Source organism: Dolichospermum heterosporum TAC447 (assembly GCF_024584745.1).
In the GTDB taxonomy this organism is placed as follows: domain Bacteria; phylum Cyanobacteriota; class Cyanobacteriia; order Cyanobacteriales; family Nostocaceae; genus Dolichospermum; species Dolichospermum heterosporum.
Map to the genome: position 1 here is coordinate 488,028 of NZ_CP099464.1, position 25,681 is coordinate 513,708.

Here is a 25,681-nt window from a genome sequence, read left to right on the forward strand (position 1 = left end):
TCGTCTGTCAACCCGAAAATGACGGGTGAAGGCAAGCAGGGGGAGAAGAGAGGCAGGGGGGTAGGGGAGGGAAGAACAGAAGTTTTTTCCGATCATTCGTCAAAATAAATTTGACGAACTACTAGTTAGAAAAATGGGGACTGGGGACTGGGGACTGGGGACTGGGGACTGGGGACTGGGGACTGGGTAATAAATTCTTTCCAATTACCACTGACAACTGACAACTGACAACTGACAACTGACAACTGACAACTGACAACTAACAACTGACAACTGACAACTGACCACTGACAACTAACAACTGACCACTGACGAAGGAACGTAAAACATGAAGGTGGCATTTCTGGGAACTGGATTGATGGGACTACCGATGGCTCAAAGGTTATTAGCCGCCGACATAGAGCTAATTGCCTATAATCGCACCCCAGAAAAATTAGAACCATTACGGACAGCAGGGGCGCAAATTGTGACCAAACCCCGCGAAGCAATCCGCGCTGCTGACTGTATAGTGCTAATGCTTTCTAACGCCGCAGCTATTTATCATGTACTTCTGACCGATACTTCTTGGCATACTTTATCAGGACGCAGCATCATTCAAATGGGGACGATTAATCCCTTAGAAAGCCAAGAAATCAGAGATACAGTAGTTGCGGCTGGGGGTGAATATATAGAAGCTCCTGTCTTGGGTAGTATTCCCGAAGCTAAAACTGGCAAATTAATTGTCATGGTCGGTGGAGAGGAAGAACAGTATCAACGGCATTTAAAGTTACTCCAACATTTTGGAGAAAATCCTGTATATATAGGCGCTGTGGGTTCTGCCTCTAACCTCACCTTGGCACTCAATCAACTGATTGCTTCTCTCACAACTAGCTTTGCTCTGAGTCTGGCATATATCCAGTTGCAAGGCATTGATGTTGATTTGTTTATGCAAGTTCTGCGGGAAAGTAAACTTTATGCTCCCACTTTTGATCAAAATTTGCGGCGGATGTTAGATGGCAATTACAATAACGCCAACTTGCCGACAAAACAACTGATCAAGGAAATAGATTTATTTATCTCGGAAGCGAAATCCTTGGGTTTGAATCTCAACAGCATTGAGGGTGTAAGGCAAATCTTACACGCAACTATGAAAATGTCCTATCCAGAGGATGATTATTCATCGGTATTTCCAGCAATTCGGGAATGGGGTGAAGTCAGTGGAGGTTAAAAAAGAATGTAGAGACGTTCAATGTAACGCCTCTACAAAGGTGGTGACTAAAACGGGATGTCATCTGGATCGGGTTCTGGCGTAACTCCTATAGGGGATGGAGACTGCACAGGAGTGGGTTGGTATGTCGGCTGAGGGGCTGTTACCTGGGGCATTGGGGCGGATGAATTAGTAGGGCTGTAGGTTGGTGGCGCTACAGGGGTTTCATAGGCTGGTGTGGTTCTCGTGGCTGCTGCTGGTGAACTGGTATAAGCACCTTGTCCGATGGCGTGAATCTTTTGGACTGTTAATTCTGCGCGTTTTTCCTTAAATCCTTCGGGGCGATCAATTGTATTCATGCCTAAGCGCCCTTCAATAATGACGCGATCGCCCTGATGATAACTTTGGTGAATCTCTTTTGCTAAATTTCCCCAACCTACGACTTTTAAAGGATGCGTTGGATCATCTGGTTTTGCTCCCGCTACATGAACGATCATTTCTGTAACTTCTAACCCATCTGGTGTGTGACGCAGTTGGGGATTATCGTAAATTTCTGCCATCAAAATACAACTGTTCATTGTCTGCTCCTGATTTTTAATACTTTTTCTCGCAGTGAATTTCACTTCACGAGAAAAGTCAACCATAATTAGTTAAAACAATGATGGCACTGTTCGCATAGCGTACCGTAGGCAATCATTGTTTTTCTATCTTACACTTGACTAGACTGAGTATTATGTTTTGTCTGTATAGGACAATTGTACTATATTGCGGTCTGGACTGTGATTTATATGATTAATTTGATTTATGTGATTATAGTAATTGGCATTGTATTATAGTGTTTGATTAGGAGGAAAAGTTTTATGTTAAAGCGTATTTATATTGATAATTTTCGCTGTTTGGTGAATTTTGAGCTTAATGTTAACTCAATTAACTTATTTCTTGGTGGTAATGGTTCAGGTAAATCAACTGTTTTTGAAGCCTTGCGGAAAATTCAAAATTTTATATTAGGTGAATCAAAATTAGAGTCTATTTTTGATTATTTTGATTTTACTTGCTGGCAAACTTCACCAATTCAACGTTTCGAGTTAGAAATAGATGGTAATGATGGTAACTATAAATATGAACTTGTAGTTGAAGCTAATCGAGATCAAGTCTCTATTGCCTATGAAAGATTATGGTTCAATGGACATCCTTTACTAAAATATGAAAATGGCGATGTACAACTTTTTCGAGATGATTATTCAGAAGCATCAAAATATTCATTTCTTTCATCTCAATCTATATTATCCTCTTTATTACCAAGAAATGACAACAAAAAACTATTTTGGTTTACAAAACGTATAGAGAAAATAATTATTGTACAAATTGTTCCTATTTTAATCAAGAGTGGTGGTGCAGAAACAAAATATCTAGGTTCTAAAGCTGAAAATTTCGTTTCTTGGTATAAATACATTTCACAAGATCAAGGGAAAGTTGCTGAATTAATAAATATTTTAAAAGAAGTTTTAGATGGTTTTATTAGTTTTAAGTTTGAGCAAATAGGAGAAAAATATGTTGGTTTGAAATTAAAATTCACATCAGATTCAGAAGATAAAAATACTATTGATTATCATTTAGGTGCATTATCAGATGGTCAAAAAGCATTAATAATATTATATACACTAATTTACTGCATGAAATCTGAAGATTATACACTTTGTATTGATGAACCAGAAAACTTTTTAGCACTTCCAGAAATTCAACCTTGGTTAAGACAGCTATATGATTTTTGTGATGGAGGAAAGTTACAAGCCTTACTAATTTCACATCATCCCGAATGTATTAATTATCTTTTAGCGTCACCAATTGGTTATTGGTTTGAACGTCAAAGTAATGCACCTGCACGAGTAAGAAAAATCAGTAATGAAGAAGCTGATGATTCAGGGTTAAAGATTTCAGAACTGATTGCGCGGGGATGGTTATAATGAGCCAGCGGAGAGTGCAGATTGTAATTTTGTGTGAGGATAAACAACAAGAAGTTTTTGCTATTCATTTTTTGCAAAAGCGTGGTTTTACCTTAGAGGGTGTTTGAAAAGTTTTTAATGTATAAACAGACCCCTCTCCAAACCTCTCCCCGAAGCGGGGAGAGGCTTTGAAAACCCCCTTCCCTCGTAGGGAAGGGGGCAGGGGGGTTAGGTTTTTGGAGATTATCGGTTTCATCTAATACTTTTAAAACATCCTCTTAGATAGAAATTTCCGCACTGAAATTTGTCCTAAAGGTGCAGGTGAGCAGTTTGTCAGAGAAAAATATGCAAAAGAAGTTGTAGAGTATCGTAGACAGAAAAATAAACGTTCGGGAATGCTCATTGTTTTAATTGATGCAGATAAAAAAACAGTAGAAGAAAGACTAAAGCAATTAGATAATGCACTGGTAGAAAATTCTCATGCAAGTCGTCAACCTAATGAAGCTATAGCAGTTTTTGTTCCCAAACGAAATATCGAAACTTGGATACATTATTTACAGGGTGAAAATATTGATGAAGAAACAGAATATACAAAATCTAAAAAGCAATCAGATTGTAAACCCTATATTGAGCAATTAGTCAACCAGTGTTCTCAAGGTAATTTAGATGAGAATGCACCACCTTCTTTAAAAGCTGCTTGTGGAGAATTGCAAAGGATTTTACCATTAATTGGATAAGTTATCAATTCTCATTTTCTGCGAATTTATTGCTTCAATATTGAAATGGAGGCTGTGTTATTATTCATCATAAATAAGTGTTAATTTACTTGACTCCCATATCTACACCATCACTTTTTAATTGTCCATCTTCCATGTAAATAATCCGATCAGCTATATCCAGAATCCGGTGATCATGGGTGACTAATAAGATGGTGCAATTTTGTTCTTTTGCTAACATTTGCATTAATTCCACCACATCACGTCCCGATTGTTTATCTAATGAAGCTGTCGGTTCATCTGCTAAGACTATTTTGGGATGACTGACTAAAGCGCGGGCTATAGCTACCCGTTGTTTTTGTCCACCTGATAAATTTTCTGGATAGTAATTAATATGTTCTCCTAAACCGACGTGATCTAACATTGCTGTAGCTGTAGCATTAATATCGCCATTGAGGTGATTTTCATGTAACTCCAAAGACATCCGCACATTTTCTTTGGCTGTTAGAAAACTCATCAAATTATGTGCTTGAAAAATATAACCAATTTGGCGACGCAATTTAGTTAATTGTGATTTTTTTGCACCGGACATTTCCTGTCCTAATATTTGTAAACTGCCATTTTGGGAAGAACGTAAACCCCCCATTAATGATAATAGGGTAGTTTTACCTGAACCCGAAGGACCAGTCATAATAACAATTTCACCCGCATTAATCTCTAAATTAATGTCAAATAATACTTGTTTTTGTAGCGTGCCTTTACCAAAATAATGATTGAGATTACTAACAGAAATAACTGTTTCTGAACTAGAAATAACTTCAGAAGGAATAGTTGTAACTTCCAATGACATAGTTCCTTACCTTGGCGTGAGATATAAAAATTGTTAGGTTAAAAAATATCTGCCGGATCAGCAGAACGGAGTTTTCGCATCGCTATTGTGCCAGAAACAGTACACATAATTACCGTTAAGATAAAAACATTAATTGCCCGATCTACCTTCATAGATATTGGTAAAAGAGTTGCGGCAAAGGTGACTTGATATAATCCAAAAGATAGAAAAAATGCAGGTAGATAACCCAATGCAGCTAAGAATAATGCTTCTTGTAATAAAACTCGCAAGAGATAATTATCGGTATAACCCATTGCTTTAAGAGTAGCGTATTCTGGTAAATGATCGGAAACGTCGGAATAAAGAACTTGATAAACGATGACAATACCAACAATAAAACCGACTATTACACCCAAACTAAAAATGAAACCAATCCCTGTACCAGTAGCCCAATAAGTTTTTTCCTTTTGGGCAAATGTTTCGGGAGTACCAACTTCAACAAAGGGATTTTGAGGATCTGGATTTAGTCCTATTTGCAGTTGTGCTTTGACTTTTTCAATATCAGCACCGGGTTGAAGAGTAATTAATCCAACTTCAATTTGATCAGCTTTGCGAGTAGAAAATAACTGCAAAAAAGTAGAATCACTAACTACTACATTTCCATCCGCAGCAAAAGAAGCACCATTTTGAAATAAACCCTTAACACTGACATTCTTTCCGCTTAATTCGGCGTTAAATTTCCCAGTTTCTCGGAAAATCTTGCCAATTTCTCCATATTCTGGACGACTGGCTTCATCAAATATAACTTGATTCAATTGTTTAAGATTATCTTTTTTGGCTTGAAGTTCAGGAAACTTTAAACCAGGTGTAGCCGGATCTACACCCCAAACTAAAATAGATCGATCCATTTTAGTTTGAGGATTGCGCCATTGTCCTGTACTAATGTAAATAGAACTAACTGATTTTACACCGTTATAACTTAATGCTTGATAAAGTCTTTCTCTAGAAAAGCTTTTGACTGAAAATAGGGTTTGAAATTGAGGATTTATTAATACTAAATCTGCTTGTAAATTGCGATGAGGTTGAATAGCAGCATCAAATAATGCACTTTCAAAACCCATCTGAATAAATATCAACATATCCGCGAAAGTAATTCCCGCGACTGCAACCACTAGCCGCGTTTTTTCCTTCATTAACTGTCGCCAAGCTAGGGGCGTTTTCCGAAACATTTTATTAATCATTGCTTTTATTTTTAGCTTCTTGTTGGAAAGAATTACAATTTAATTGCTGTTTGTACTTGTAAGTTAGTTAAGCTAGAAACTTTTTTACTGTCTTCAGGAGTGAGGCGAATTTTTACTTCGACAATGCGACTATCTAAATTTTCTCCTGGTTGATCACTAAAAACATTTTGACGGTTGACTTGTAAGCCAATTTGCTGGACTGTACCTTGTAATTTTCCTGGAAATCCTTGACTGGTAATGATGGCTTTTTGTCCTAATTTGACTTTACTAATATCGGTTTGATAAACTTCTGCTACTGCCATCATTTTGTTAGTTTGGGCAAAGTCAGCAATCCCTTCTTTATCAATTTTTTCACCGACGCGGGTATGAATTTTGATAATTTGTCCTGTCATAGGGGCGCGAATATAAGCTGCTTCTAGTTCGGTTTTTGCCCGGTTGAGATTGGCGATCGCACTCTCAATTTCTGTTTGCGCTAACTGCACATCTACAGGACGAACTTCGGCAATACTATTGAGTTTAGCTTGAGTTTCACTAATTTGTTTATTGCTAGTAGTATTAATGCGATTAAGGGCAACCTTAGCTTCGGCTAATTGTTTATTAGCTGTAGTGTTAATCCGGTTGAGAATAGCTTGGGACTCACCTAATGTCTGTTTAGCCGTTTCCACATTTAAACGTTTACTATCAATTACAGAACTAGAAATTGCCCCTTCAGAAAATAATTTTTCATAGCGTTTATATTCTGACTCTGCATTTTTAAGTTCTGCGGTTACTTTATTAATAGTTGCTGTTTGGGCAATTCTATCACCTTCCCATTGGGCTGATATGCGAGCAATATTTTCCTCTTGGGCTTGTCTGTCTCCTGTATATTGTGCTTTAATTCGTTCAACAATTGCCGACTGTTCTTGAATTTCTCCTAATTTAGCTCCAGCTTTAATTTGTGCAAGTTTAGCTTGAGCAACTTCGACTTGTTTCGTGCTTTGAATAACAGCATTTTTTAAGAGATCACGGGTTTGTAAGATAGCAATTACTTGTCCTAATTTAACATTATCCCCTTCTTTAACTAATACTTCGACAATGCGATCGCCATCCAATGCTAAAGGTGCAGATAACTTAATTATTTCGGTTTCTGGTTCTAGTCTTCCTAAAGCGGTAACTATTTGAGGAGGAGCAATTAATTTTGATTCTGTGACAGAAGTTTTACCCAATTGTCCAAAACTAGAAACTCCATAAATAACAATTCCTAATGGAATCGTAGTAGCCGCAACCATTAAACCAATCAAACCTGGACTTGGGGACTTGAACGACAGTTTATAACTCATTTTCACTACCTAACCACAAAATAAATTTATCGGTATTTACTGCCAGTTAATTATTTAATTTCAACCTGGACTTTTTGCTGTAAATATGCTGTAATCATTTTTCCCAAAAGCTTACACTGTTCAGGAAAATCAATGTTCTCATTACCCCACAATTTCTCTAAAACAACACCATTCACAAAACTCAAAACAAAAGATGCTAATACGACATCTCGAATACCTAATAAATCACAGGCTAACTGCTGACATCGTTGATTAGCCCGTTTAAAAACAGTGCTATTATTTAAGATGATTTTTGAGTCTTGATGTTGGCAAAAATCAACCCATAAATAGGTCCATTTAATTAAATAATCCTCATTTTTAACAAGGTATTGACCTAAAGTTTCCATCAATTCTGATAAGGTTTTTTTTCCTCCAAATTCTGTTAAAGCTGTAATGACATCCTGCTGACTAATTTCTTCCACCAATTGCTCAAACAAAGCTTGTTTGTTGGGAAAATAATGATACAGCGTACCTGTGGAAACCTTTAACCCCGCAGAAATCTGCCGCATAGTAATAGCTGCATAGCCTTTTGCCGCGAATAAATCAAAACATTTACTGAGTAACTCTTTGCGGTATTGTTCGTGGTTAACAATTTTTGGCATAACATGGCTTATTCTTCACCAGGGGGATCATGGATTTTATATCGAACGTTTGTTATATTAAAATAATAAAATAAGTCTAAAGTATTTGTCAATATCTTTTGACAAATTATATTTCCTAATTAAAACGGTGTTTTTACTTGTAAATGCAAGATTTTATTGACATGAGGATGCTGAAACCTCAACTCCCTTGCGTGCAGATATAATCTCCCAATATTCTGATGATAACCATAGAGTTTATCCCCCAAAATACTCATTCCCAGTCCTCTCTTATCCGCAGCATGAACCCGTAATTGATGGGTACGTCCGGTAATGGGTACAAATTCCACACGAGTATAATTTCCTTCCCTGTTCATCACGCGGAAGCGAGTTAAACTAGGTTTACCCTGTGCTAAATTCACTTCTTGATAAGGGCGATTGTCAGGATTTCCCCACAAAGGTAAATTAATTTCACCTTCATTAATAGCTAGAGAACCTGTAAGCAAAGCTTCATAAACTTTAGATACTTGTCTTTTTTGGAATTGTTTACTTATTTGAGAATAAGTAACTGCATCTTTAGCAATTAATAGAATTCCCGAAGTATCCTGATCTAAACGATGTCCCGCAATTATTTCTTGATTATATAAATAACGTAAACGACTAATTACACTATCTTGATTATGAAAATAACGACCAGGAACAGATAATAGTCCTGATGATTTATTGACAGCAATTAGCCATTCATCTTCATAAATTATTTCTACTTGATTTGGCTTTAATCCTGATAGCAAAAATCCCATTAATGGCTGACATCTTTCCAAACAAGCACCATAAAATTCTCCCTGTATTTTATCCTCTACAGTAGAATTACCCCACCAAAATTCAGCCATTGCTAAAGGTTTTAGTTGATGAGTAGCTGCATAATGTAATAATTTAGGAGCGCAACATTCTCCTGTTCCAGTTGGTGTTCCTGCTGGTAATAATTGCTGTAGAGATAAAGATTGTCCTTGAAAATTAGTTAAGCTATAAGCAGCGTGCATTTCTGTTTGTAAATGTCGGGATAGTTGTTTACGCTGTTGTTTTAGTGCGGCAATTTTCTGATCTGCTGATGTTATAATTTTCTGTAAAGGTTGTAAAATTTCATTTTGACGACGTTTAAGATGGCGACGTTCAATTCCTTGTAGACGACTTTCTGTTTCTAATTGTTCCAGCGCAATTTTCAGAGATTCATCCGTGAGAGTTTGCCAAAATTCTTGACGTTGTGTCTGTCGTTGTAGTTTACTACGATAATGGTGTAAACTAAGAGCCTGTAACTGTTGAGTATATTCAGCAGATAGAGTTTTATATTCTTCTCTTTCTGAAAGTTTCTCAAGGCTAATAATTTCTTGTTTAATGGCTTCTAACTTGGCTAAAGTCTGAGTTTCTAATAAAACCACTTCTTCCCTACCAGGAATTGGTGAAACCCAACCTTTAAGCATACTATTACCATTTAATAAACCGGAAAATGCTTTAATAACTCTTTGTTCACCATTGGGTAATTCAACCAACAAAATACCATACATTTTTCCCTCCTGGGAATAAAGATGATTTTGCTCAAGTTGTTGCATCAGATTATTAGCTATAGCTTCCGCTAAAGGGGTACGGGGTAATCTGAGTATTTCCCCTGTTTGGGGGCATTTTCCTTCATAGTAATAGTTAGGCTGTGCCGAAGTAATGATCAAATTAGATGAGATAAAATCTGAAAGCGGATGCAGGTAAATCATAAAATATATAGAGTATGATCAAATATTTGGTAGTTAATAAATTTTTCTTGAAGTTGCTTGTTTTAATTTGCAAGCTTTTTTTGGTATGGACGTTAGTATATTTTACAATACCTCTAATTATTCTCACACCAGAAATTATTAATAATCCCGTTGGGAATTTTATCCTCACTTTGGTATTTTTGTGTTTACCATTTTTCCTCATATATCTATTTGTAGATGAGGATATGAAAAAAATTTCCCATTTGCTGGCTATACTAACAAACAATCAACGCTATTACCAAAAAAATCATCAATTTATTGCTTATACAACTAGATATTTGATATTAATTATAATATGCTTCATGCCATTTTTATCTTTTTTTTCATCCTATCAAGTTCAAAATTGGATTTATTGGCATCCTCAGCATAGACAAGAAGATTATATTCAGTTAAATCAATATTTACAAGCTAAAAATTGGGAAGATGCTGCGAAAGAAACACAATCAGTAATGTTGAAAATTACTAATAGAGAAAGTAATAATTGGTTAAGTACCAGAGCTATTGAAACTTTTCCTTGTGAAGCTTTACAGAATATAGACAATTTGTGGTTAAATGCTAGTGAAAATAGATTTGGTTTTAGTGTCCAAACTAAAATTTGGAAACAAGAAAATAATGGTCAAATCAATTTTAATTATCAAATAGATCAGAAATTTCGTCAAAAAGTAGGATGGAACCCAGAAAATATAACCCATATAGAATCTCATTTCCAATTATCCACAGATACCCCCATAGGATATTTACCCAAACCTGTAGGAACGTCTTTGGGAAAAGCCTGTGTGGGAAATTTAGATAGGCTTTGGTTTGGACAAGCAGTAGGCTGTTATCACAAGATATTTATTCGCATGAATGATTGTAAATAAAATAAATGCTATATTTGGGGTAGGGAACAAACCAAGAATACAGATATTTTTGTTTGTTCTCAAAATTTTGAATTAATTTTGCTCAGATAATTATTGAATTCAGATTGTGTTAAAATAACTATTTTTCGGAACTTCACTAAATGCGTAATCCACAAAAGAACCACATTAAAATTGATCCAGCCACCCTAGTTCTAATTGGGTCTGCTTTGATACTATTACCACTACTACTCGCTGGCTTTTTGGGGTAATTATTTATCCACAAAATTAAAAGTTGGTTATTTCCATTAACTGAAAATAACCATCAACTGTGACTAATTTTTTTCGTAACATTTAAATATCAACATTGATATTTTCTATCTGTCTAGCTGCTTTATCCCACAGTTTTGCAGATTCTTCATCATTCCAGTGAGTTCTCAGATTTTCCGCTTTTTTATGGCATATTCGCTCTAGCATCTCTAAAATTGCTGCTAGTGTCAACTGGTCAACTAATCCCTCTAAAATACTCATGTATTCTTTCACAACAGATACCCCTTTAATTTCTACGAAAAACTGAAAGAACCCTCCCCACCTTCTGTGTTAAAAAACGACACAAGAAGTAGAAATTCTCGTCAATTAGTTCTGACTTTTATATTATCAACCTAATGATTTGTAGAAGATGCAACTCTTCTTAATTCTCTACATTTGCGGTTACGTAGGGTGTGTTCAGCAAGGTAATATAATAGCTGAGGTATTTTCAGAAATATTGCCTTAAAACCCAAAAAATGAGCTGCTTAAGGTGTATAAAACTGGGAATTGGGTTTATTCTTCAGATAAATCTATAAGTTTTGTGTCATCTGCAAAAACTCCGCAAACAAAGGTTCTCCAAAATTCATTAATCTCAGAGAAGGTATTTCATCAAACATATCTGGGTAAAAAGTAATCATGTATTCCCGGTTTTTATAGGTAAGTAGCCACGTTTTTTCGTCTTTTGGCTGAAAAATCACCCCAGCAGATTTTAAAATTGTTGATGTGGTAAATAAATGTTCAATGCTTTCTGGTGTAAAAGGAGTAGCTGGAATAGGCTTTTGAATTTCCGCTAAATCAGCATCCAAATCCATTGTTACCATTGCTTCAATTCCTGGACGTAGAGGCGCGTCTAATACTGAGTCAAACTCAGACATCAACACATCCTCTTCTTCTGGATCTGCACTCATCGCAGCTTGTTCAATGAATGTGGGAACTTTAGCTAAAATGGGTTGGAGATTACCAACAACTGTAGCAAAGGCGTTAATGCGATCGCGCAATTTTCTATAAACTTTTGCTTCTACAGTGCCATCATAATAAAAATTGTGAATGCGGACAGTTTCATACCTTTGTCCAATTCTATCAATTCTGCCAATTCTTTGTTCCACACGCATGGGATTCCAGGGCATATCATAATTGATTAATACCCCACAATTTTGCAAGTTTAACCCTTCTGACGCAGATTCCGTACAAAGCAGAATTTTAATTTCATCCTGGCGAAATTTGCGTTTAATTTCTTCCTTGGGAACTACACACCAACTTGGTTGACTGTTAACTGTTGACTGTTGGCTGTTGACTGTTGGCTGTTGACTGTTGACTGTTGACTGTTGGCTGTTGGCTGTTGACTGTTGACTGTCAACTGTGAACCGTGAACTGTTAACTTTTAATAATTCCCCACCACGTCCAGAATAACAAGCCACTTGACTACCATATAATTCTTTTAAAGCATCTCGTAAATAGTCCATTGTATCTGTGTATTGAGTAAAGACAATAGCACTTTCTCTTTGGCTTAATTCTTGACGTAAAATCTGAATAAAATGGGAAAGTTTGCTATCTTCTCCTGTATTTTCAAATTGCTGTAATAAATCTTCTAAATATTGAATTTCCTGGGGGTCTACTTCTTCCAAGAAAGATTCCATTCCCGAAATTACTGCATCATTAGCTTCATCAATATCGGCATAATCATCTTCTGTAATAAAACTGCCTTGTTTAGTTAATAAACAATCTAAACCCCGTTGTAAAGATGCTTTGATAGCGTAGAATGAACTGGTTAAACGTTTCCTGTACAAAGTCATCAAAAAACCGCGACAGGTACGCTGATCTTTTTGTGCTAGTCTGTAAAAATGACGAACATAATTACTAACAGCTTGGTAAAGCGGAACTTCACGGTTAATTTCTAAACTAATGGCATTATCTTGCACAATTCTACTAGGAATATCTTGGGCTAATAATCCGCGTTGATAATATTGTCTCAATGTATCGCGGGTATGACGAAACATCAAATCTTTTAAAGGGGTATTAACTGTTAAATATTGTCGGGAAGTATTAATAAAATCTTCATCTGCTAATAATTGTTTATGATTAGAGATTTTCCTACCTCGTTCCCATAAATCCTGCATTTTATAAGCAATATTTCTATCTTGTTGGTTTAAAAATTGCTGTAACCGAGAACAAGGTTTTCCTCCTTGTTGAAAATAGTCATTAGACATGACTTGCCAAAAGTTCAGGATTTCTGGTTTTACACTACTTGGTAATGATTCAAAATAATTACAGAAGTTATCTCCATAACTCCAATGTCCTTGCATTCCTAGTAAATTTAATAAATCAAAAACTTCTATAGCATCAATTTGCATGGGAGTAGCAGAAAGCAGAATTAAGGCTTGAGTTTTATCCTTTAATTGCTGCATTAATTCTAATAACCGATTGGGTGTTTCTTTGCGATTTTGAGGGCTTTTTCTTCTAGCGTGATGTGCTTCATCTAATATGACTAAATCCCAAGGTTCTGCTGCTAGTAATTCCTGCATTCTTTCTTTTCTCCGCACTAAATGGGAAGAAGCGAGAATTAAATCTTGGCTATTCCAAGGATTTATTAACTGTTGACTGCTGACTGTTGACTGTTGACGGTATTTTTCAGTTAATAGTGAACTGTGAACTGTGAACAAATTTTGATTGTAACTCCAAAAATGTAAATTGAATTTTTCTCTTAATTCTTCTTGCCATTGGGGTTGGACACTTGCAGGGGAAAGGATGAGTACCCGTTTGGCTTTTTTAGCTAACAAGAGATAACGTAAAATTAATCCTGTTTCAATGGTTTTACCTAATCCAACTTCGTCAGCAATAAGAAAACTTTTAGGAAAGGTTTCTGCTACCCGACGCAATATTTTAATTTGGTGTGGCCAGGGTTTTATGGGAATTGATTTTAAACAAAAGTCTAAACATCCAGGATGTTGATGAATATTCGCTAGTTGGTAAAATGCTTGTTTTTCTTGTTCGTTGATGAGTGTTAACTGTTGACTGTTGACTGTTGACTGTTGGTTGTTGAGTGTTAACTGTTGACTGTTGACTGTTGACTGTTGGTTGTTGACTGTGTTTTGTTGGTTATCTGTGAACTGTGAACCGTCAACTGTTAACGGTGAACTGTCAGCATTTTTTATTGGCCGAGAATCAAATTCAATTTGAGGATTCCAGGTAGGTTTAGATGTTGGGGCATAATTTAACAGTTTTTGTTGCACTGCTTCGGGAATTTCAAATACGCGCACATTAGGGGATAAGTTATACCACAGTTGTTCAAATCTGGAAACTTCTTCTTCTACTCTATCTAATTCTCTTCCTCCTTCCCAGGAACAATAAACGTGAAAGGATTCGACGTTTTTCTCCCAACCGGCAATAGATTCGTTATTAGAACCATTAAATGCTAATTTATCACCGTTGCTATCTGTAAAGATGCCGACTTTTTCATGAAATATATGTTGAGGATCTAGTTGTTGGATGCTATTTTCTGGAAGTCCATTTTCTTGGAGAGGAATGGCTATTTTGATGTCAAGATATTGATTTTGAATTAACCAACTAAGAATTTCTAAATGTTTGAGTTGGGCAAAGTTTTCTGGTGGTGTTAAGTCGGCATCTAAACGAGTTAGTAAAGCATCCCGTAATGCGTATCCTTGTTCTATTGCTTGCAAGTCTTGGGGACTAAATTGGCATCCCATCATTAACCGGATTTTGCCTTGGTTATGTAGCATTGCCCCTAAACCCCGCGCTACTTTACTCAAAATGGCGCTGCTAAAAAAGCCTGATTTTCTGTCATATTGGATGGCAGATTCTAAGGCAGGAATATAGAAGTCAGCAATGGTATTGTGGGTGTTGCTGGAGTAGCTGATTTTCCAAGAGGTATCGCGTAGGGGTTTCAATTTTTTAACCAATTATCTAGTTTTAAATTGGGAATATTTATAAAATCTTTGATATTATTAGTAACGAGAATATCGTCACGAGAACGGGCTACAGCAGCAATTAAAGCATCAAATTCTCCTGTTGGTTTGCCAATTTTTCTGAGTTCGCTTTGAATTTTGCCAAATTCGATAGCTGCTTCGATTTCAAATGGTTCTACTGGTAGTAGTTCTATGAACTCAGTTAATGTTTCTATATTTTTGGCTACTTGTTGAGAACAATAAACTCCTTTATAAAGTTCTGAAACGACGATGATGGATAGATAACATTGGCTAAAGTAGCGGTTGAATTTGGCAACAGCTTGGGGATTTTTGTTAAATAGTGCAATGCAAATATTGGTATCTAGTAGATACATTAGTCGTTATCCTGATTATCAATTGAGTCTATAATTCTACCTTGATAAGTATGGCGTTCTTTGTCAATTTCTGCAAATATTTCGGTTAATTCAGGTTGATTTTTCCAAGCACCAAATAATTTATTCAGTTTAGCTAGTCTCTCCTGTTCTGTTAATGGTTGTTTTGGTTTTCTGATTTGATTTTCAATAAATTCTAAGTCTACTATTTCTAAGTCTACTATGATTTCTGTTCCATCTGGAATATTGTTAAGTTGTTCTAATATTTCTATATTCTGTCCCCGTTTTATGCCTCTTACTTTCATTTTCAATCTCCTGTGATTAATAGTTATTAGTTGACTGTTTAATTGTCTGTGAGTTGTCAGGATTTTTTTGTCTGAATCAGGATAACCAGGATTTTAGGATTTTCAGGATTGTTATTTATTAATTGTCTGTGAGTTGTCAGGATTTTTTTGTCTGAATCAGGATAACCAGGATTTTAGGATTTTCAGGATTGTTATTTATTAATTGTCTGTGAGAGGCAAATATTTAATTGTCTGAATCAGGATAACCAGGATTTTCAGGATTTTCAGGATTGTTATTTATTAATTGTCTGTGAGAGGCAAATATTTAATTGTCTGAATCAGGATAACCAGGATTTTCAGGATTTTCAGGATTGTTATTTATCAATTGTCTGTGAGTTGCAAATATTTAATTGTCTGAATCAGGATGTCCAGGATTTGAGGATTTACAGGATTGTTATTTATTAATTGTCTGTGAGAGGCAAATATTTTTTGTCAGTTTACTCTCTCTATTATATTACATGAATTTAATCAATCATGATCCTCACAAATAAACTCATCCTGTACATCCTCTAATCCTGGTTATCTTGATTCAGACAAAAAATATTAAACACAAACCCCCATCCTCAAAATCCAAAAATCATGATCCTCATAAATAAACCCATCCTGTACATCCTCTAATCCTGGAAATCCTGATTCAGACAAAAAATATTAAACACAAACCCCCATCCTCAAAATCCAAAAATCATGATCCTCACAAATAAACTCATCCTGTACATCCTCTAATCCTGGAAATCCTGATTCAGACAAAAAATATTAAACACAAACCCCCATCCTCAAAATCCAAAAATCATGATCCTCACAAATAAACCCATCCTGTACATCCTCTAATCCTGGAAATCCTGATTCAGACAAAAAATATTAAACACAAACCCCCATCCTCAAAATCCAAAAATCATGATCCTCACAAATAAACCCATCCTGTACATCCTCTAATCCTGGAAATCCTGATTCAGACAAAAAATATTAAACACAAACCCCCATCCTCAAAATCCAAAAATCATGATCCTCACAAATAAACCCATCCTGTACATCCTCTAATCCTGGAAATCCTGATTCAGACAAAAAATATTAAACACAAACCCCCATCCTCAAAATCCAAAAATCATGATCCTCACAAATAAACCCATCCTGTACATCCTCTAATCCTGGAAATCCTGATTCAGACAAAAAATATTAAACACAAACCCCCATCCTCAAAATCCAAAAATCATGATCCTCACAAATAAACCCATCCTGTACATCCTCTAATCCTGGTTATCTTGATTCAGACAAAAAATATTAAACACAAACCCCCATCCTCAAAATCCAAAAATCATGATCCTCACAAATAAACCCATCCTGTACATCCTCTAATCCTGGTTATCTTGATTCAGACAAAAAATATTAAACACAAACCCCCATCCTCAAAATCCAAAAATCATGATCCTCACAAATAAACTCATCCTGTACATCCTCTAATCCTGGAAATCCTGATTCAGACAAAAAATATTAAACACAAACCCCCATCCTCAAAATCCAAAAATCATGATCCTCATAAATAAACCCATCCTGTACATCCTCTAATCCTGGAAATCCTGATTCAGACAAAAAATATTAAACACAAACCCCCATCCTCAAAATCCAAAAATCATGATCCTCACAAATAAACCCATCCTGTACATCCTCTAATCCTGGAAATCCTGATTCAGACAAAAAATATTAAACACAAACCCCCATCCTCAAAATCCAAAAATCATGATCCTCACAAATAAACCCATCCTGTACATCCTCTAATCCTGGAAATCCTGATTCAGACAAAAAATATTAAACACAAACCCCCATCCTCAAAATCCAAAAATCATGATCCTCATAAATAAACCCATCCTGTACATCCTCTAATCCTGGTTATCCTGATTCAGACAAAAAATATTAAACACAAACCCCCATCCTCAAAATCCAAAAATCATGATCCTCACAAATAAACCCATCCTGTACATCCTCTAATCCTGGTTATCCTGATTCAGACAAAAAATATTAAACACAAACCCCCATCCTCAAAATCCAAAAATCATGATCCTCACAAATAAACCCATCCTGTACATCCTCTAATCCTGGAAATCCTGATTCAGACAAAATTAAATTAATTATACCACCACCGGTTAACAGTCAACCGTCAACCGTTATCAAAATAAATTCATTTGTCCCCCCTGATTATCTAATGGTATCTCAGTTTGCTGATAGGAAACTTTGGCTTTTATCTCATCCATTGCTAACCACAAATCTAATAAAGCTTTCTCTTCCAAAATGCGTTTCTTTTCATCTTTAATGTGGGGAATTACCTTTAATGCTACTTCAAATGTCCGCATAAAGGAATCATTGCTAACTAATCCTGTATTTTTCAGAAATCTCCGCACAGGTTCTGTATTTTCTTCCGCTTGGTAAATGGCAATAATGGCGTGCAGTCCATCTACTAAATATCTGCCCGAAAATTCTGTATCAATAGTAGAAAAGGCGCGTTTTTTTAACCTTTGTTCTGGGGTTAATAGTTTACAAAAGCCACTACCAGAATCTAGTAATTTATGGGTTTTAACTAAGTCGGAAACATCAAAACCACCCACTGCTAAAGCTAATTGTCGGGCTTCATCAAAGGGAAATTCCCGCGCTTCAAAGGTATCCCAGGCGAGAATATACCATTGGGTGAGGGGGTCTATGCCGTTAAAGTCTTTACCTGCTAATAGCTTTTCTAGTCGGTATGCGACGATGGTTTGACGCACTTCTTCAAAGGCGGCTTTGGGTTCTACAGGGTTGCCGGCACTGTCGAGAATGGAACTGTAGCGGGTAAATACGCTTAATGCACTACCAAAGGCAGTTAAGCAGAGGTCAATACCTGGGGGTTTGATGCGACGGCGGGGGTCTGCTACTCTGTCTGTGGCGGGACGGCTATCTGCTGTTAAGGATTTTTCGATTTCTGGGGCTTTCTCAAAGACGATATTACGCACTTCTATGCGGACATCATCCCACCATGCTTGTTCGGCGTTGGGTTGACGTTTGCGACAGACTAAAAGCACGGTGCTGGATACGGCGTTTTTCTGTGCTTGGTGGAGGTTTTGGGGGTTTTCGGTGCTGACAGCCCAGGAAGCGGTGATTTCAAAGCCAGCGTCTATGAGGGACTTGGCTAGGACATCCCAAGCGCCGGAGTCTTTATGGTTGAATTGGACTGTCATTACGCCGTCTTCCCGTAATACGCGGTGGTATTCGGCGAAGGCCATGGACATTTTGGCTTCGTAGTCTTGGTTGGCTAGTTCTTCTGGGGATATTCCCATGTTACGGAAGCGGGAAGGGTTGGCGACGGCTTCTCGTTCTTTGTCGGTGAGTTCTAAGTAGAATAATTCGGGGAAGATATCGCCAAGGGTACGTTTAAGCCAGACGTAGAAAAAGTCAGATAAATCAGCATAAGGAATTGTGGCATAATACGGTGGATCTGTGATAACTGCATCAACGGACTGATCAGTGATATGGGAAAGGCTATCAGCAGATGAAGACACTATTTGCACAGTTTTTGGATCGTATTCTTCTATACTTGGAATCTTGACGGAATAGTTAGGAGTTCCGAGAATCCCACAAAGCTTCGCATACTGCCTAATTCCATACACAGAAACATCCCAAAGTTTACCTGTTCCACATAACTCTGGATAGTTCCATGCTAAGTTTAATGAATGTCTGAGCGACGCATTTTCACCGCTACCAAGTCCAGAGTTCCAAATACATAATCGGCTATTCATGTCCGCACATCTACTAATTACAAAGCCTAGATAGAATGAAACTGCTTCAGCTTTTTCAGCAGTATACATATCTCTCATCTTCTCTTTAGCATCATTGATAATATCTACATAGGTAATAAGCGTCAAAAGCTGTCGCAGATTAAATAAGTCTTTAATTTGTCTTAGTCCATAATCGTCATTTCTTGGAGTGTTGGTATCTCCTCTTGATGTTTGCTCAATTGGCAATTTTCCTTTGGCTAACCAGTTCTCAAACAAAATCTCAGAAGTTTTCTCAATTTCTACAATTTTTTCTTTATCAAAATCTTTTGGAATCCGAAATTCAAGACCACTTTTCCCAGTATTAAAAGCAACAGCATAAAGTTGATGACCAAATCCATTTTTTCGTGTAAAAGCTTTGATTTCTTCATTACCGATGACTGCCATACAATTCGGGCATTTTCCCACGCCTCTACTAAGAGTAGTTGTAGTATCAGGATCATATTCTTCCCCACTCTCTGTAATAATTGTTGTTGTACCCTTTCCCTTTCTGCCTTTAATTAATTCAAAATCAACCCGCTTATTCTCAGGATTAGGAATTGGCTTAACTGCATACCAATCAGTTGTAATTTTCCTAGCTTGTCCTTTTCCTGCATAATTGCTAGTTTTACTTAACCACCAATTAGGACTTAAAGGAACAACAGACTCACAACTTGGACAAACAACAGTATGCGCCCATAAATAATTTTGTACCGTTTCTCCTGGTAAAGAAGGGAAAAATTCAGCCAACCTTTTTTCAGCTTCATCACCTACCCACTTCACCCATTTATCAATATCATGCTGTAAATCTGGTCCAAATTTTAAAGGATATTCCATAGCTGCTTTCATCGTCACCACAGCCACAGGATTCAAATCAGAAGCCAGCACATTTAACCCATATCTCGCAGCTTCAAAAGGGATACTTCCACCACCAGCAAAAGCATCTAAAACAGTAGGTGTGCGAGTTCCCCAAATTTGCTGACAATAATCATGCACCTTCTTAATTCGCACAGCAGTAGGAGGAGTTTTGTAGAGTTTAACTTCCTTCCCTGGTTCTAACCCCAATAAATATTCAAATTCCTCCATTGTCACATCTGCGGGTAACAAAGAAGCCAACACACTAGCACGACTAAAGGACAATGGTTTGCGAGAATACCAACGATGTAACCCCTTAAAAGGATTTCCCCCATGTTCATAGTAAACCTGTTCGTTGAGGAGTTGGACAGGCATTCTTTCTTCTATGAATAAGTGGGGACGTTTGGGGGTAGGGTTAGACATGGGGGTGTAGATGTGTGGGTATTAATTAATTGTAATGGAAGCGGGTTATTTGTCAATTGATTGTCAGAATCAGGATTTACAGGATTTGAGGATTTATAGGATTGTTATTGATGAATTGTTTGTGAGTTGTAAATATTTAATTGTCAGAATCAGGATTTCCAGGATTTTAGGATTTTCAGGATTGTTATTGATGAATTGTCTGTGAGTTGTAAGTGTTTATTTGTCAGAATCAGGATTTTCAGGATTTTAGGATTTTCAGGATTGTTATTGATGAATTGTCTGTGAGTTGTAAGTGTTTATTTGTCAGAATCAGGATTTTCAGGATTTTAGGATTTTCAGGATTGTTATTGATGAATTGTCTGTGAGTTGTAAATATTTAATTGTCAGAATCAGGATTTCCAGGATTTTAGGATTTTCAGGATTGTTATTGATGAATTGTCTGTGAGTTGTAAATATTTAATTGTCAGAATCAGGATTTCCAGGATTTGAGGATTTATAGGATTGTTATTGATGAATTGTTTGTGAGTTGTAAATATTTAATTGTCAGAATCAGGATTTCCAGGATTTGAGGATTTTCAGGATTGTTATTGATGAATTGTCTGTGAGTTGTAAGTGTTTATTTGTCAGAATCAGGATTTCCAGGATTTGAGGATTTTCAGGATTGTTATTGATGAATTGTCTGTGAGTTGTAAGTGTTTATTTGTCAGAATCAGGATTTCCAGGATTTGAGGATTTTCAGGATTGTTATTGATGAATTGTCTGTGAGTTGTAAGTGTTTATTTGTCAGAATCAGGATTTCCAGGATTTGAGGATTTTCAGGATTGTTATTGATGAATTGTCTGTGAGTTGTAAGTGTTTATTTGTCAGAATCAGGATTTCCAGGATTTTAGGATTTTCAGGATTGTTATTGATGAATTGTTTGTGAGTTGTAAGTGTTTATTTGTCAGAATCAGGATTTACAGGATTTGAGGATTTTCAGGATTGTTATTGATGAATTGTCTGTGAGTTGTAAGTGTTTATTTGTCTGAATCAGGATTTCCAGGATTTGAGGATTTTCAGGATTGTTATTGATGAATTGTCTGTGAGTTGTAAGTGTTTATTTGTCTGAATCAGGATTTCCAGGATTTGAGGATTTATAGGATTGTTATTGATGAATTGTTTGTGAGTTGTAAATATTTATTTGTCAGAATCAGGATTTACAGGATTTGAGGATTTTCAGGATTGTTATTGATGAATTGTTTGTGAGTTGTAAATATTTATTTGTCAGAATCAGGATTTACAGGATTTGAGGATTTTCAGGATTGTTATTGATGAATTGTCTGTGAGTTGTAAGTGTTTATTTGTCAGAATCAGGATTTACAGGATTTGAGGATTTTCAGGATTGTTATTGATGAATTGTCTGTGAGTTGTAAGTGTTTATTTGTCAGAATCAGGATTTTCAGGATTTTAGGATTTTCAGGATTGTTATTGATGAATTGTCTGTGAGTTGTAAATATTTAATTGTCAGAATCAGGATTTCCAGGATTTGAGGATTTTCAGGATTGTTATTGATGAATTGTCTGTGAGTTGTAAATATTTAATTGTCAGAATCAGGATTTCCAGGATTTGAGGATTTTCAGGATTGTTATTGATGAATTGTCTGTGAGTTGTAAATATTTAATTGTCAGAATCAGGATTTCCAGGATTTTAGGATTTTCAGGATTGTTATTGATGAATTGTCTGTGAGTTGTAAGTGTTTAATTGTCAGAATCAGGATTTCCAGGATTTGAGGATTTTCAGGATTGTTATTGATGAATTGTCTGTGAGTTGTAAATATTTAATTGTCAGAATCAGGATTTCCAGGATTTTAGGATTTTCAGGATTGTTATTGATGAATTGTCTGTGAGTTGTAAGTGTTTATTTGTCTGAATCAGGATTTCCAGGATTTGAGGATTTTCAGGATTGTTATTGATGAATTGTCTGTGAGTTGTAAGTGTTTATTTGTCAGAATCAGGATTTACAGGATTTGAGGATTTTCAGGATTGTTATTGATGAATTGTCTGTGAGTTGTAAATATTTAATTGTCAGAATCAGGATTTACAGGATTTGAGGATTTATAGGATTGTTATTGATGAATTGTCTGTGAGTTGTAAATATTTAATTGTCAGTTTACTCTCTTTATTATATTACATAAATTCAATCAATTATGATCCTCACAAATAAACCCATCCTGTAAATCCTCTAATCCTGGAAATCCTGATTCTGACAAAAATTAACATCCTGTAAATCCTGATTAGGATTGCTATATAACTTCCCAATCTTCAAATTTTAAACCTTCAATTCGGCTAAACTCTCTCACATTATGAGTTACTAATATTAAATTATTCGCTAAAGCAATAGTAGCAATTTGGATATCATTTAAGCCAATAGGAGTTCCAGCTTTTGCTAAATCAGCCCGAACCTTACCATAAACTTCAGCACAATTATCATCAAACTGTAAAGAAACAAACTGTCGCAAAAACGATTTTTGAATATTCAAACTTTTTCGAGGATTATTACTTCGCATAGACCCATAAAATAACTCGGATTTTACTACAGAACACACTGCAATTTTCTCAGGTTCTAAATTATCAATATAATGATTAATGTTTTGGGATCTCCCCTTCAGATACATAATACAAACATTTGTATCGAGTAAATAAATTAAAGAATTATTACTCATTAACAACCCCAACTAAATCATCATCCATATCATCATAAATTCCTAGATCATCTTCTGCAAAATCAATATCAGCACAAGCACCATATAAATTAAGTATTCCCCCAGAATGAAGCATATTCTTTTGTTTTAAAAATTCCTGAAATTCAGCATTAGAAAAAAAATTGAGCATATCTCGTAACTCATCAAAATTAATCAATCCATCTTTAAAAGCATCTAAGACAAGATTAGCCAGGATTTTTTGTGGTAAATTACTCCATGTATCTTGTATCTTTTCCGTTAATGTATCTGGTAAATCAATTGTAATTTGCATAATTTAAAAAATCTCCTAACCCTACATTTTTATTTTACAGCAACAATTCTCATTTTAAGATTTGATTACATAAAAAGCCTTGCATAATAAAGAGTTAATAATTCTTAATAATTTTGGCGTTCGCTTGCAGTAGCAATACACTCTCGCTGGAATGACGCAAACTGGTTTCAAAATGAGAATTACTAACCGTTATCAGTTATTATTGCTTAATTGCACTTATTAAAATTCCCAAAATCTTTTTCACATCCTTGATATAATATTCAGTTAAATCAATAGAAATGGTTTTATCTTCTAACTTCAAAAACTGCCAAATAGTACCTATAGTCACAGCACCATAAACAATCTTAATTGCATTTTGTTTTTGTTCATTAAATAATTGAGCAGCTAACATTTCAGCTATACATTGAGCCAAACCTGATTTCAAGTTTTCATTTTTACTTTCTACCAAAGTAATTATAGGTGCGCGAACAAAAAGTTGTTCTTTAGAAAGACTAATTAAGAAGTCACAAAAACCATTTAAACCTTGTTGACTATCAACATTAAAATCTACTCCAGAAAATAAACTGATTTCATTATTTAACTTTCTTCTTACTTCCAGTAAAATTGGACTAATTATCATCTCAGAACGGGCTTTTTCTGTATTAATTGAAACAGCTAAATCAACGTTTTCCTTGAGGATTGTTGTTAGTAAATCACTAGATTCTTCCTCTGCAACATCTCCAAATAATCCTGATACTTCGTTTAATGTCAATTCAAATTTCTGAATAATTTCACTTAATTTAAAATCACTGTAAGCCATTATTATTACCTTCGATAAAATGCCATATTTGTTGAATCAAGTCAAAAGTTAGAGATCAATTTAATTGGTAATAAATTCGCTTAAAATATCCAATTGATCACGATTCTCTACTATCTCTAATGTTTTTAAAATATCGCTAATTCTTTCAGCATAATCTCCTAAATTATGTTGAAGAGGTAACAAAATTTCATATTCATCTGCGGTGTCTTTTTTTAATCGCCAAATTGCCCCAGCATCATCATAAATTCTTCCTGTTTCCTGCCACCCTGTAGCTTGTAAATGTGTTTGTATAATATCAGGCTGAACTGTTTTGAGTGTTTGACTATCTTTGATGGTAACTTTCATGGCAAATCTCCAAAACTAATCCGTTGAATTAGAAATTTAAAATCAAAACACAGCCAACAGCCAACAAACCTCAATCCCCCAATAATACTCTAATCGCTTTTAACGCCTGACTACGCTTCCCATTACTAATCTTAGCAAACCAGTAATGGGATTCCTCATAACTCATGGCTTTTATTCCTTGGGCAATATTAGCAATTCTTTCAGGTTTAGAAAGTGGTTGTACCGTCTGAAACAACAAAGCTAAATTTATCCCTGTTTCCTCACTTAAAACATAAGGACTTTGGCGATTATGACTTAAAGTTTTAGGATCATAATTATTTGCCTTTAAACAATCATAAATTGCCTGTTTTACCTGAATTAAAGCATTACCCTTTAATCTACCAATGCGTTTTGCAGAAGGACGTTTTTTCTCTCCTGCCTTTTTATAAGCACATTGGTATAATTCTACTACAAAGTTATTATTCTCTGTGGAAACTATACGCAACTGAAATTCTTGCATATTTGTTGACTGTTGACCGTTGACTGTTGACTGTTGACCGTTGACTGTTGACTGTTGACTGTTGACTGTTGACTGTTGACTGTTGACTGTTGACTGTTGACTGTTGACTGTTGACTGTTGACTGTTGACTGTTGACTGTTGACTGTTGACCGTTGACCGTTGACTGTTGACTCTTTCCTGATTTATTTTTAAAAGAGTTAAGATAAGCATTTAATTTAGGTGATAGTTCATCAATAATTGGTTTAATTTTGTCTGTTTGGGCTTGAGTCAATAACTTGCGCTGATAAGCTAGTCTTAACCAGTGTCTTGTTTCGTTTAAAGAACCTCTAGCTATCTTGACAAAACGTTGATTATCTTGTAGGTTGTAACGTCCATTACCCTCAGCAATATTAGCACCAATACTATCTGTAGATTTCACTAATTGTTTACCAATAGTATCTTTAGCAAAATAATCCCATTCTATAACAATAAACCAAATTTCATTGGCAAGTTGTTCCGATAGTTGGTAAACGCGTAAATTTTGGAAGCTTTCCATAT

Annotated in this window: 21 protein-coding genes; 4 read left to right on the plus strand and 17 right to left on the minus strand. The window is 35.7% G+C overall.

Annotated features, from left to right (window positions below; genetic code table 11):
- Positions 1-328: 328 nt before the first annotated feature.
- The gene (locus NG743_RS02125) at positions 329-1,207 is read left to right on the plus strand and encodes an NAD(P)-dependent oxidoreductase (RefSeq protein ID WP_027400737.1); all 879 of its coding nucleotides are present in this window, start codon (positions 329-331) and stop codon (positions 1,205-1,207) included.
- 47 nt (positions 1,208-1,254) lie between these two features.
- Here the strand turns inward: NG743_RS02125 and NG743_RS02130 are convergent, their stop codons facing one another.
- The gene (locus NG743_RS02130; RefSeq protein WP_027400736.1) at positions 1,255-1,764 is read right to left on the minus strand and encodes a single-stranded DNA-binding protein; all 510 of its coding nucleotides are present in this window, start codon (positions 1,762-1,764) and stop codon (positions 1,255-1,257) included.
- 282 nt (positions 1,765-2,046) lie between these two features.
- Here NG743_RS02130 and NG743_RS02135 point away from each other — a divergent pair, with 282 nt between their 5' ends.
- Both NG743_RS02135 and NG743_RS02140 read left to right on the plus strand, forming a co-directional pair.
- Entirely contained in the window at positions 2,047-3,150 is a 1,104-nt protein-coding gene (locus NG743_RS02135) for an AAA family ATPase (RefSeq protein WP_027400735.1), read from the plus strand.
- A gap of 374 nt (positions 3,151-3,524) precedes the next feature.
- Positions 3,525-3,866 (plus strand): hypothetical protein, encoded by a 342-nt coding sequence (locus NG743_RS02140; protein ID WP_257121416.1) that lies wholly within the window; start codon positions 3,525-3,527, stop codon positions 3,864-3,866.
- 85 nt (positions 3,867-3,951) lie between these two features.
- On the opposite strand, the gene NG743_RS02145 is transcribed toward NG743_RS02140, so the two are convergent.
- From NG743_RS02145 to NG743_RS02165, 5 genes are all read right to left on the minus strand, one after another.
- Positions 3,952-4,695, minus strand: coding sequence for a DevA family ABC transporter ATP-binding protein (locus NG743_RS02145; RefSeq protein ID WP_257121417.1), 744 nt, complete (start codon positions 4,693-4,695; stop codon positions 3,952-3,954).
- 38 nt (positions 4,696-4,733) lie between these two features.
- The gene (gene devC, locus NG743_RS02150) at positions 4,734-5,915 is read right to left on the minus strand and encodes an ABC transporter permease DevC (RefSeq protein WP_257121418.1); all 1,182 of its coding nucleotides are present in this window, start codon (positions 5,913-5,915) and stop codon (positions 4,734-4,736) included.
- A 32-nt stretch (positions 5,916-5,947) separates the two neighbouring features.
- Positions 5,948-7,234 carry an ABC exporter membrane fusion protein gene (locus NG743_RS02155; RefSeq protein ID WP_257121419.1) on the minus strand — a complete coding sequence of 429 codons (1,287 nt, stop codon included), beginning with the start codon at positions 7,232-7,234 and terminating at the stop codon, positions 5,948-5,950.
- A gap of 50 nt (positions 7,235-7,284) precedes the next feature.
- On the minus strand, positions 7,285-7,875 hold the full coding sequence (locus NG743_RS02160) for a TetR/AcrR family transcriptional regulator (protein ID WP_027400730.1): 591 nt from the start codon (positions 7,873-7,875) through the stop codon (positions 7,285-7,287).
- Between the two features lie 119 nt (positions 7,876-7,994).
- On the minus strand, positions 7,995-9,614 hold the full coding sequence (locus tag NG743_RS02165) for an RluA family pseudouridine synthase (RefSeq protein WP_027400729.1): 1,620 nt from the start codon (positions 9,612-9,614) through the stop codon (positions 7,995-7,997).
- A gap of 14 nt (positions 9,615-9,628) precedes the next feature.
- On the opposite strand from NG743_RS02165, the gene NG743_RS02170 reads away from it, so the two are divergent.
- Positions 9,629-10,513 carry a GUN4 domain-containing protein gene (locus NG743_RS02170; protein ID WP_257121421.1) on the plus strand — a complete coding sequence of 295 codons (885 nt, stop codon included), beginning with the start codon at positions 9,629-9,631 and terminating at the stop codon, positions 10,511-10,513.
- 330 nt (positions 10,514-10,843) lie between these two features.
- On the opposite strand, the gene NG743_RS02175 is transcribed toward NG743_RS02170, so the two are convergent.
- From NG743_RS02175 to NG743_RS02225, 11 genes are all read right to left on the minus strand, one after another.
- Entirely contained in the window at positions 10,844-11,032 is a 189-nt protein-coding gene (locus tag NG743_RS02175; protein WP_027400728.1) for a hypothetical protein, read from the minus strand.
- Positions 11,033-11,328: 296 nt separating this feature from the next.
- Complete coding sequence (locus NG743_RS02180; protein ID WP_257121422.1) at positions 11,329-14,703, minus strand: helicase-related protein; 3,375 nt, start codon at positions 14,701-14,703, stop codon at positions 11,329-11,331.
- Entirely contained in the window at positions 14,700-15,095 is a 396-nt protein-coding gene (locus NG743_RS02185) for a type II toxin-antitoxin system VapC family toxin (RefSeq protein ID WP_027400726.1), read from the minus strand. Before NG743_RS02185 ends, NG743_RS02180 begins: the two co-directional genes overlap by 4 nt.
- Complete coding sequence (locus NG743_RS02190) at positions 15,095-15,397, minus strand: hypothetical protein (protein WP_027400725.1); 303 nt, start codon at positions 15,395-15,397, stop codon at positions 15,095-15,097. The genes NG743_RS02185 and NG743_RS02190 overlap by 1 nt, the downstream gene beginning before the upstream one ends.
- Before the next feature lie 2,201 nt (positions 15,398-17,598).
- Positions 17,599-20,490 (minus strand): DUF1156 domain-containing protein, encoded by a 2,892-nt coding sequence (locus tag NG743_RS02195; protein WP_257121423.1) that lies wholly within the window; start codon positions 20,488-20,490, stop codon positions 17,599-17,601.
- A 2,281-nt stretch (positions 20,491-22,771) separates the two neighbouring features.
- Positions 22,772-23,191, minus strand: a complete 420-nt coding sequence (vapC, locus tag NG743_RS02200) for a type II toxin-antitoxin system tRNA(fMet)-specific endonuclease VapC (protein ID WP_257121424.1) — start codon at positions 23,189-23,191, stop codon at positions 22,772-22,774.
- Positions 23,184-23,501: a UPF0175 family protein gene (locus tag NG743_RS02205; RefSeq protein ID WP_027400722.1), complete on the minus strand. Its 318-nt coding sequence runs from the start codon at positions 23,499-23,501 to the stop codon at positions 23,184-23,186. Before NG743_RS02205 ends, vapC begins: the two co-directional genes overlap by 8 nt.
- Positions 23,502-23,700: 199 nt before the next feature.
- Positions 23,701-24,300, minus strand: a complete 600-nt coding sequence (locus tag NG743_RS02210) for a hypothetical protein (RefSeq protein ID WP_257121425.1) — start codon at positions 24,298-24,300, stop codon at positions 23,701-23,703.
- 60 nt (positions 24,301-24,360) lie between these two features.
- Positions 24,361-24,645, minus strand: coding sequence for a hypothetical protein (locus NG743_RS02215; protein ID WP_035081793.1), 285 nt, complete (start codon positions 24,643-24,645; stop codon positions 24,361-24,363).
- A 70-nt stretch (positions 24,646-24,715) separates the two neighbouring features.
- On the minus strand, positions 24,716-25,144 hold the full coding sequence (locus NG743_RS02220) for a DUF7680 family protein (RefSeq protein WP_027400720.1): 429 nt from the start codon (positions 25,142-25,144) through the stop codon (positions 24,716-24,718).
- Complete coding sequence (locus NG743_RS02225; protein ID WP_257121426.1) at positions 25,104-25,679, minus strand: four helix bundle protein; 576 nt, start codon at positions 25,677-25,679, stop codon at positions 25,104-25,106. The genes NG743_RS02220 and NG743_RS02225 overlap by 41 nt, the downstream gene beginning before the upstream one ends.
- Between the last annotated feature and the right edge of the window lie 2 nt (positions 25,680-25,681).

Bases quoted from the DNA above. Each gene is read 5' to 3' on its own strand.
- NG743_RS02125 (WP_027400737.1), top strand. From the start codon at position 329: ATGAAGGTGGCATTTCTGGGAACTGGATTGATGGGACTACCGATGGCT.
- NG743_RS02130 (WP_027400736.1), bottom strand. From the start codon at position 1,764: ATGAACAGTTGTATTTTGATGGCAGAAATTTACGATAATCCCCAACTG.
- NG743_RS02135 (WP_027400735.1), top strand. From the start codon at position 2,047: ATGTTAAAGCGTATTTATATTGATAATTTTCGCTGTTTGGTGAATTTT.
- NG743_RS02140 (WP_257121416.1), top strand. From the start codon at position 3,525: ATGCTCATTGTTTTAATTGATGCAGATAAAAAAACAGTAGAAGAAAGA.
- NG743_RS02145 (WP_257121417.1), bottom strand. From the start codon at position 4,695: ATGTCATTGGAAGTTACAACTATTCCTTCTGAAGTTATTTCTAGTTCA.
- devC (WP_257121418.1), bottom strand. From the start codon at position 5,915: ATGATTAATAAAATGTTTCGGAAAACGCCCCTAGCTTGGCGACAGTTA.
- NG743_RS02155 (WP_257121419.1), bottom strand. From the start codon at position 7,234: ATGAGTTATAAACTGTCGTTCAAGTCCCCAAGTCCAGGTTTGATTGGT.
- NG743_RS02160 (WP_027400730.1), bottom strand. From the start codon at position 7,875: ATGCCAAAAATTGTTAACCACGAACAATACCGCAAAGAGTTACTCAGT.
- NG743_RS02165 (WP_027400729.1), bottom strand. From the start codon at position 9,614: ATGATTTACCTGCATCCGCTTTCAGATTTTATCTCATCTAATTTGATC.
- NG743_RS02170 (WP_257121421.1), top strand. From the start codon at position 9,629: ATGATCAAATATTTGGTAGTTAATAAATTTTTCTTGAAGTTGCTTGTT.
- NG743_RS02185 (WP_027400726.1), bottom strand. From the start codon at position 15,095: ATGTATCTACTAGATACCAATATTTGCATTGCACTATTTAACAAAAAT.
- NG743_RS02190 (WP_027400725.1), bottom strand. From the start codon at position 15,397: ATGAAAGTAAGAGGCATAAAACGGGGACAGAATATAGAAATATTAGAA.
- NG743_RS02195 (WP_257121423.1), bottom strand. From the start codon at position 20,490: ATGTCTAACCCTACCCCCAAACGTCCCCACTTATTCATAGAAGAAAGA.
- vapC (WP_257121424.1), bottom strand. From the start codon at position 23,191: ATGAGTAATAATTCTTTAATTTATTTACTCGATACAAATGTTTGTATT.
- NG743_RS02205 (WP_027400722.1), bottom strand. From the start codon at position 23,501: ATGCAAATTACAATTGATTTACCAGATACATTAACGGAAAAGATACAA.
- NG743_RS02210 (WP_257121425.1), bottom strand. From the start codon at position 24,300: ATGGCTTACAGTGATTTTAAATTAAGTGAAATTATTCAGAAATTTGAA.
- NG743_RS02215 (WP_035081793.1), bottom strand. From the start codon at position 24,645: ATGAAAGTTACCATCAAAGATAGTCAAACACTCAAAACAGTTCAGCCT.
- NG743_RS02220 (WP_027400720.1), bottom strand. From the start codon at position 25,144: ATGCAAGAATTTCAGTTGCGTATAGTTTCCACAGAGAATAATAACTTT.
- NG743_RS02225 (WP_257121426.1), bottom strand. From the start codon at position 25,679: ATGGAAAGCTTCCAAAATTTACGCGTTTACCAACTATCGGAACAACTT.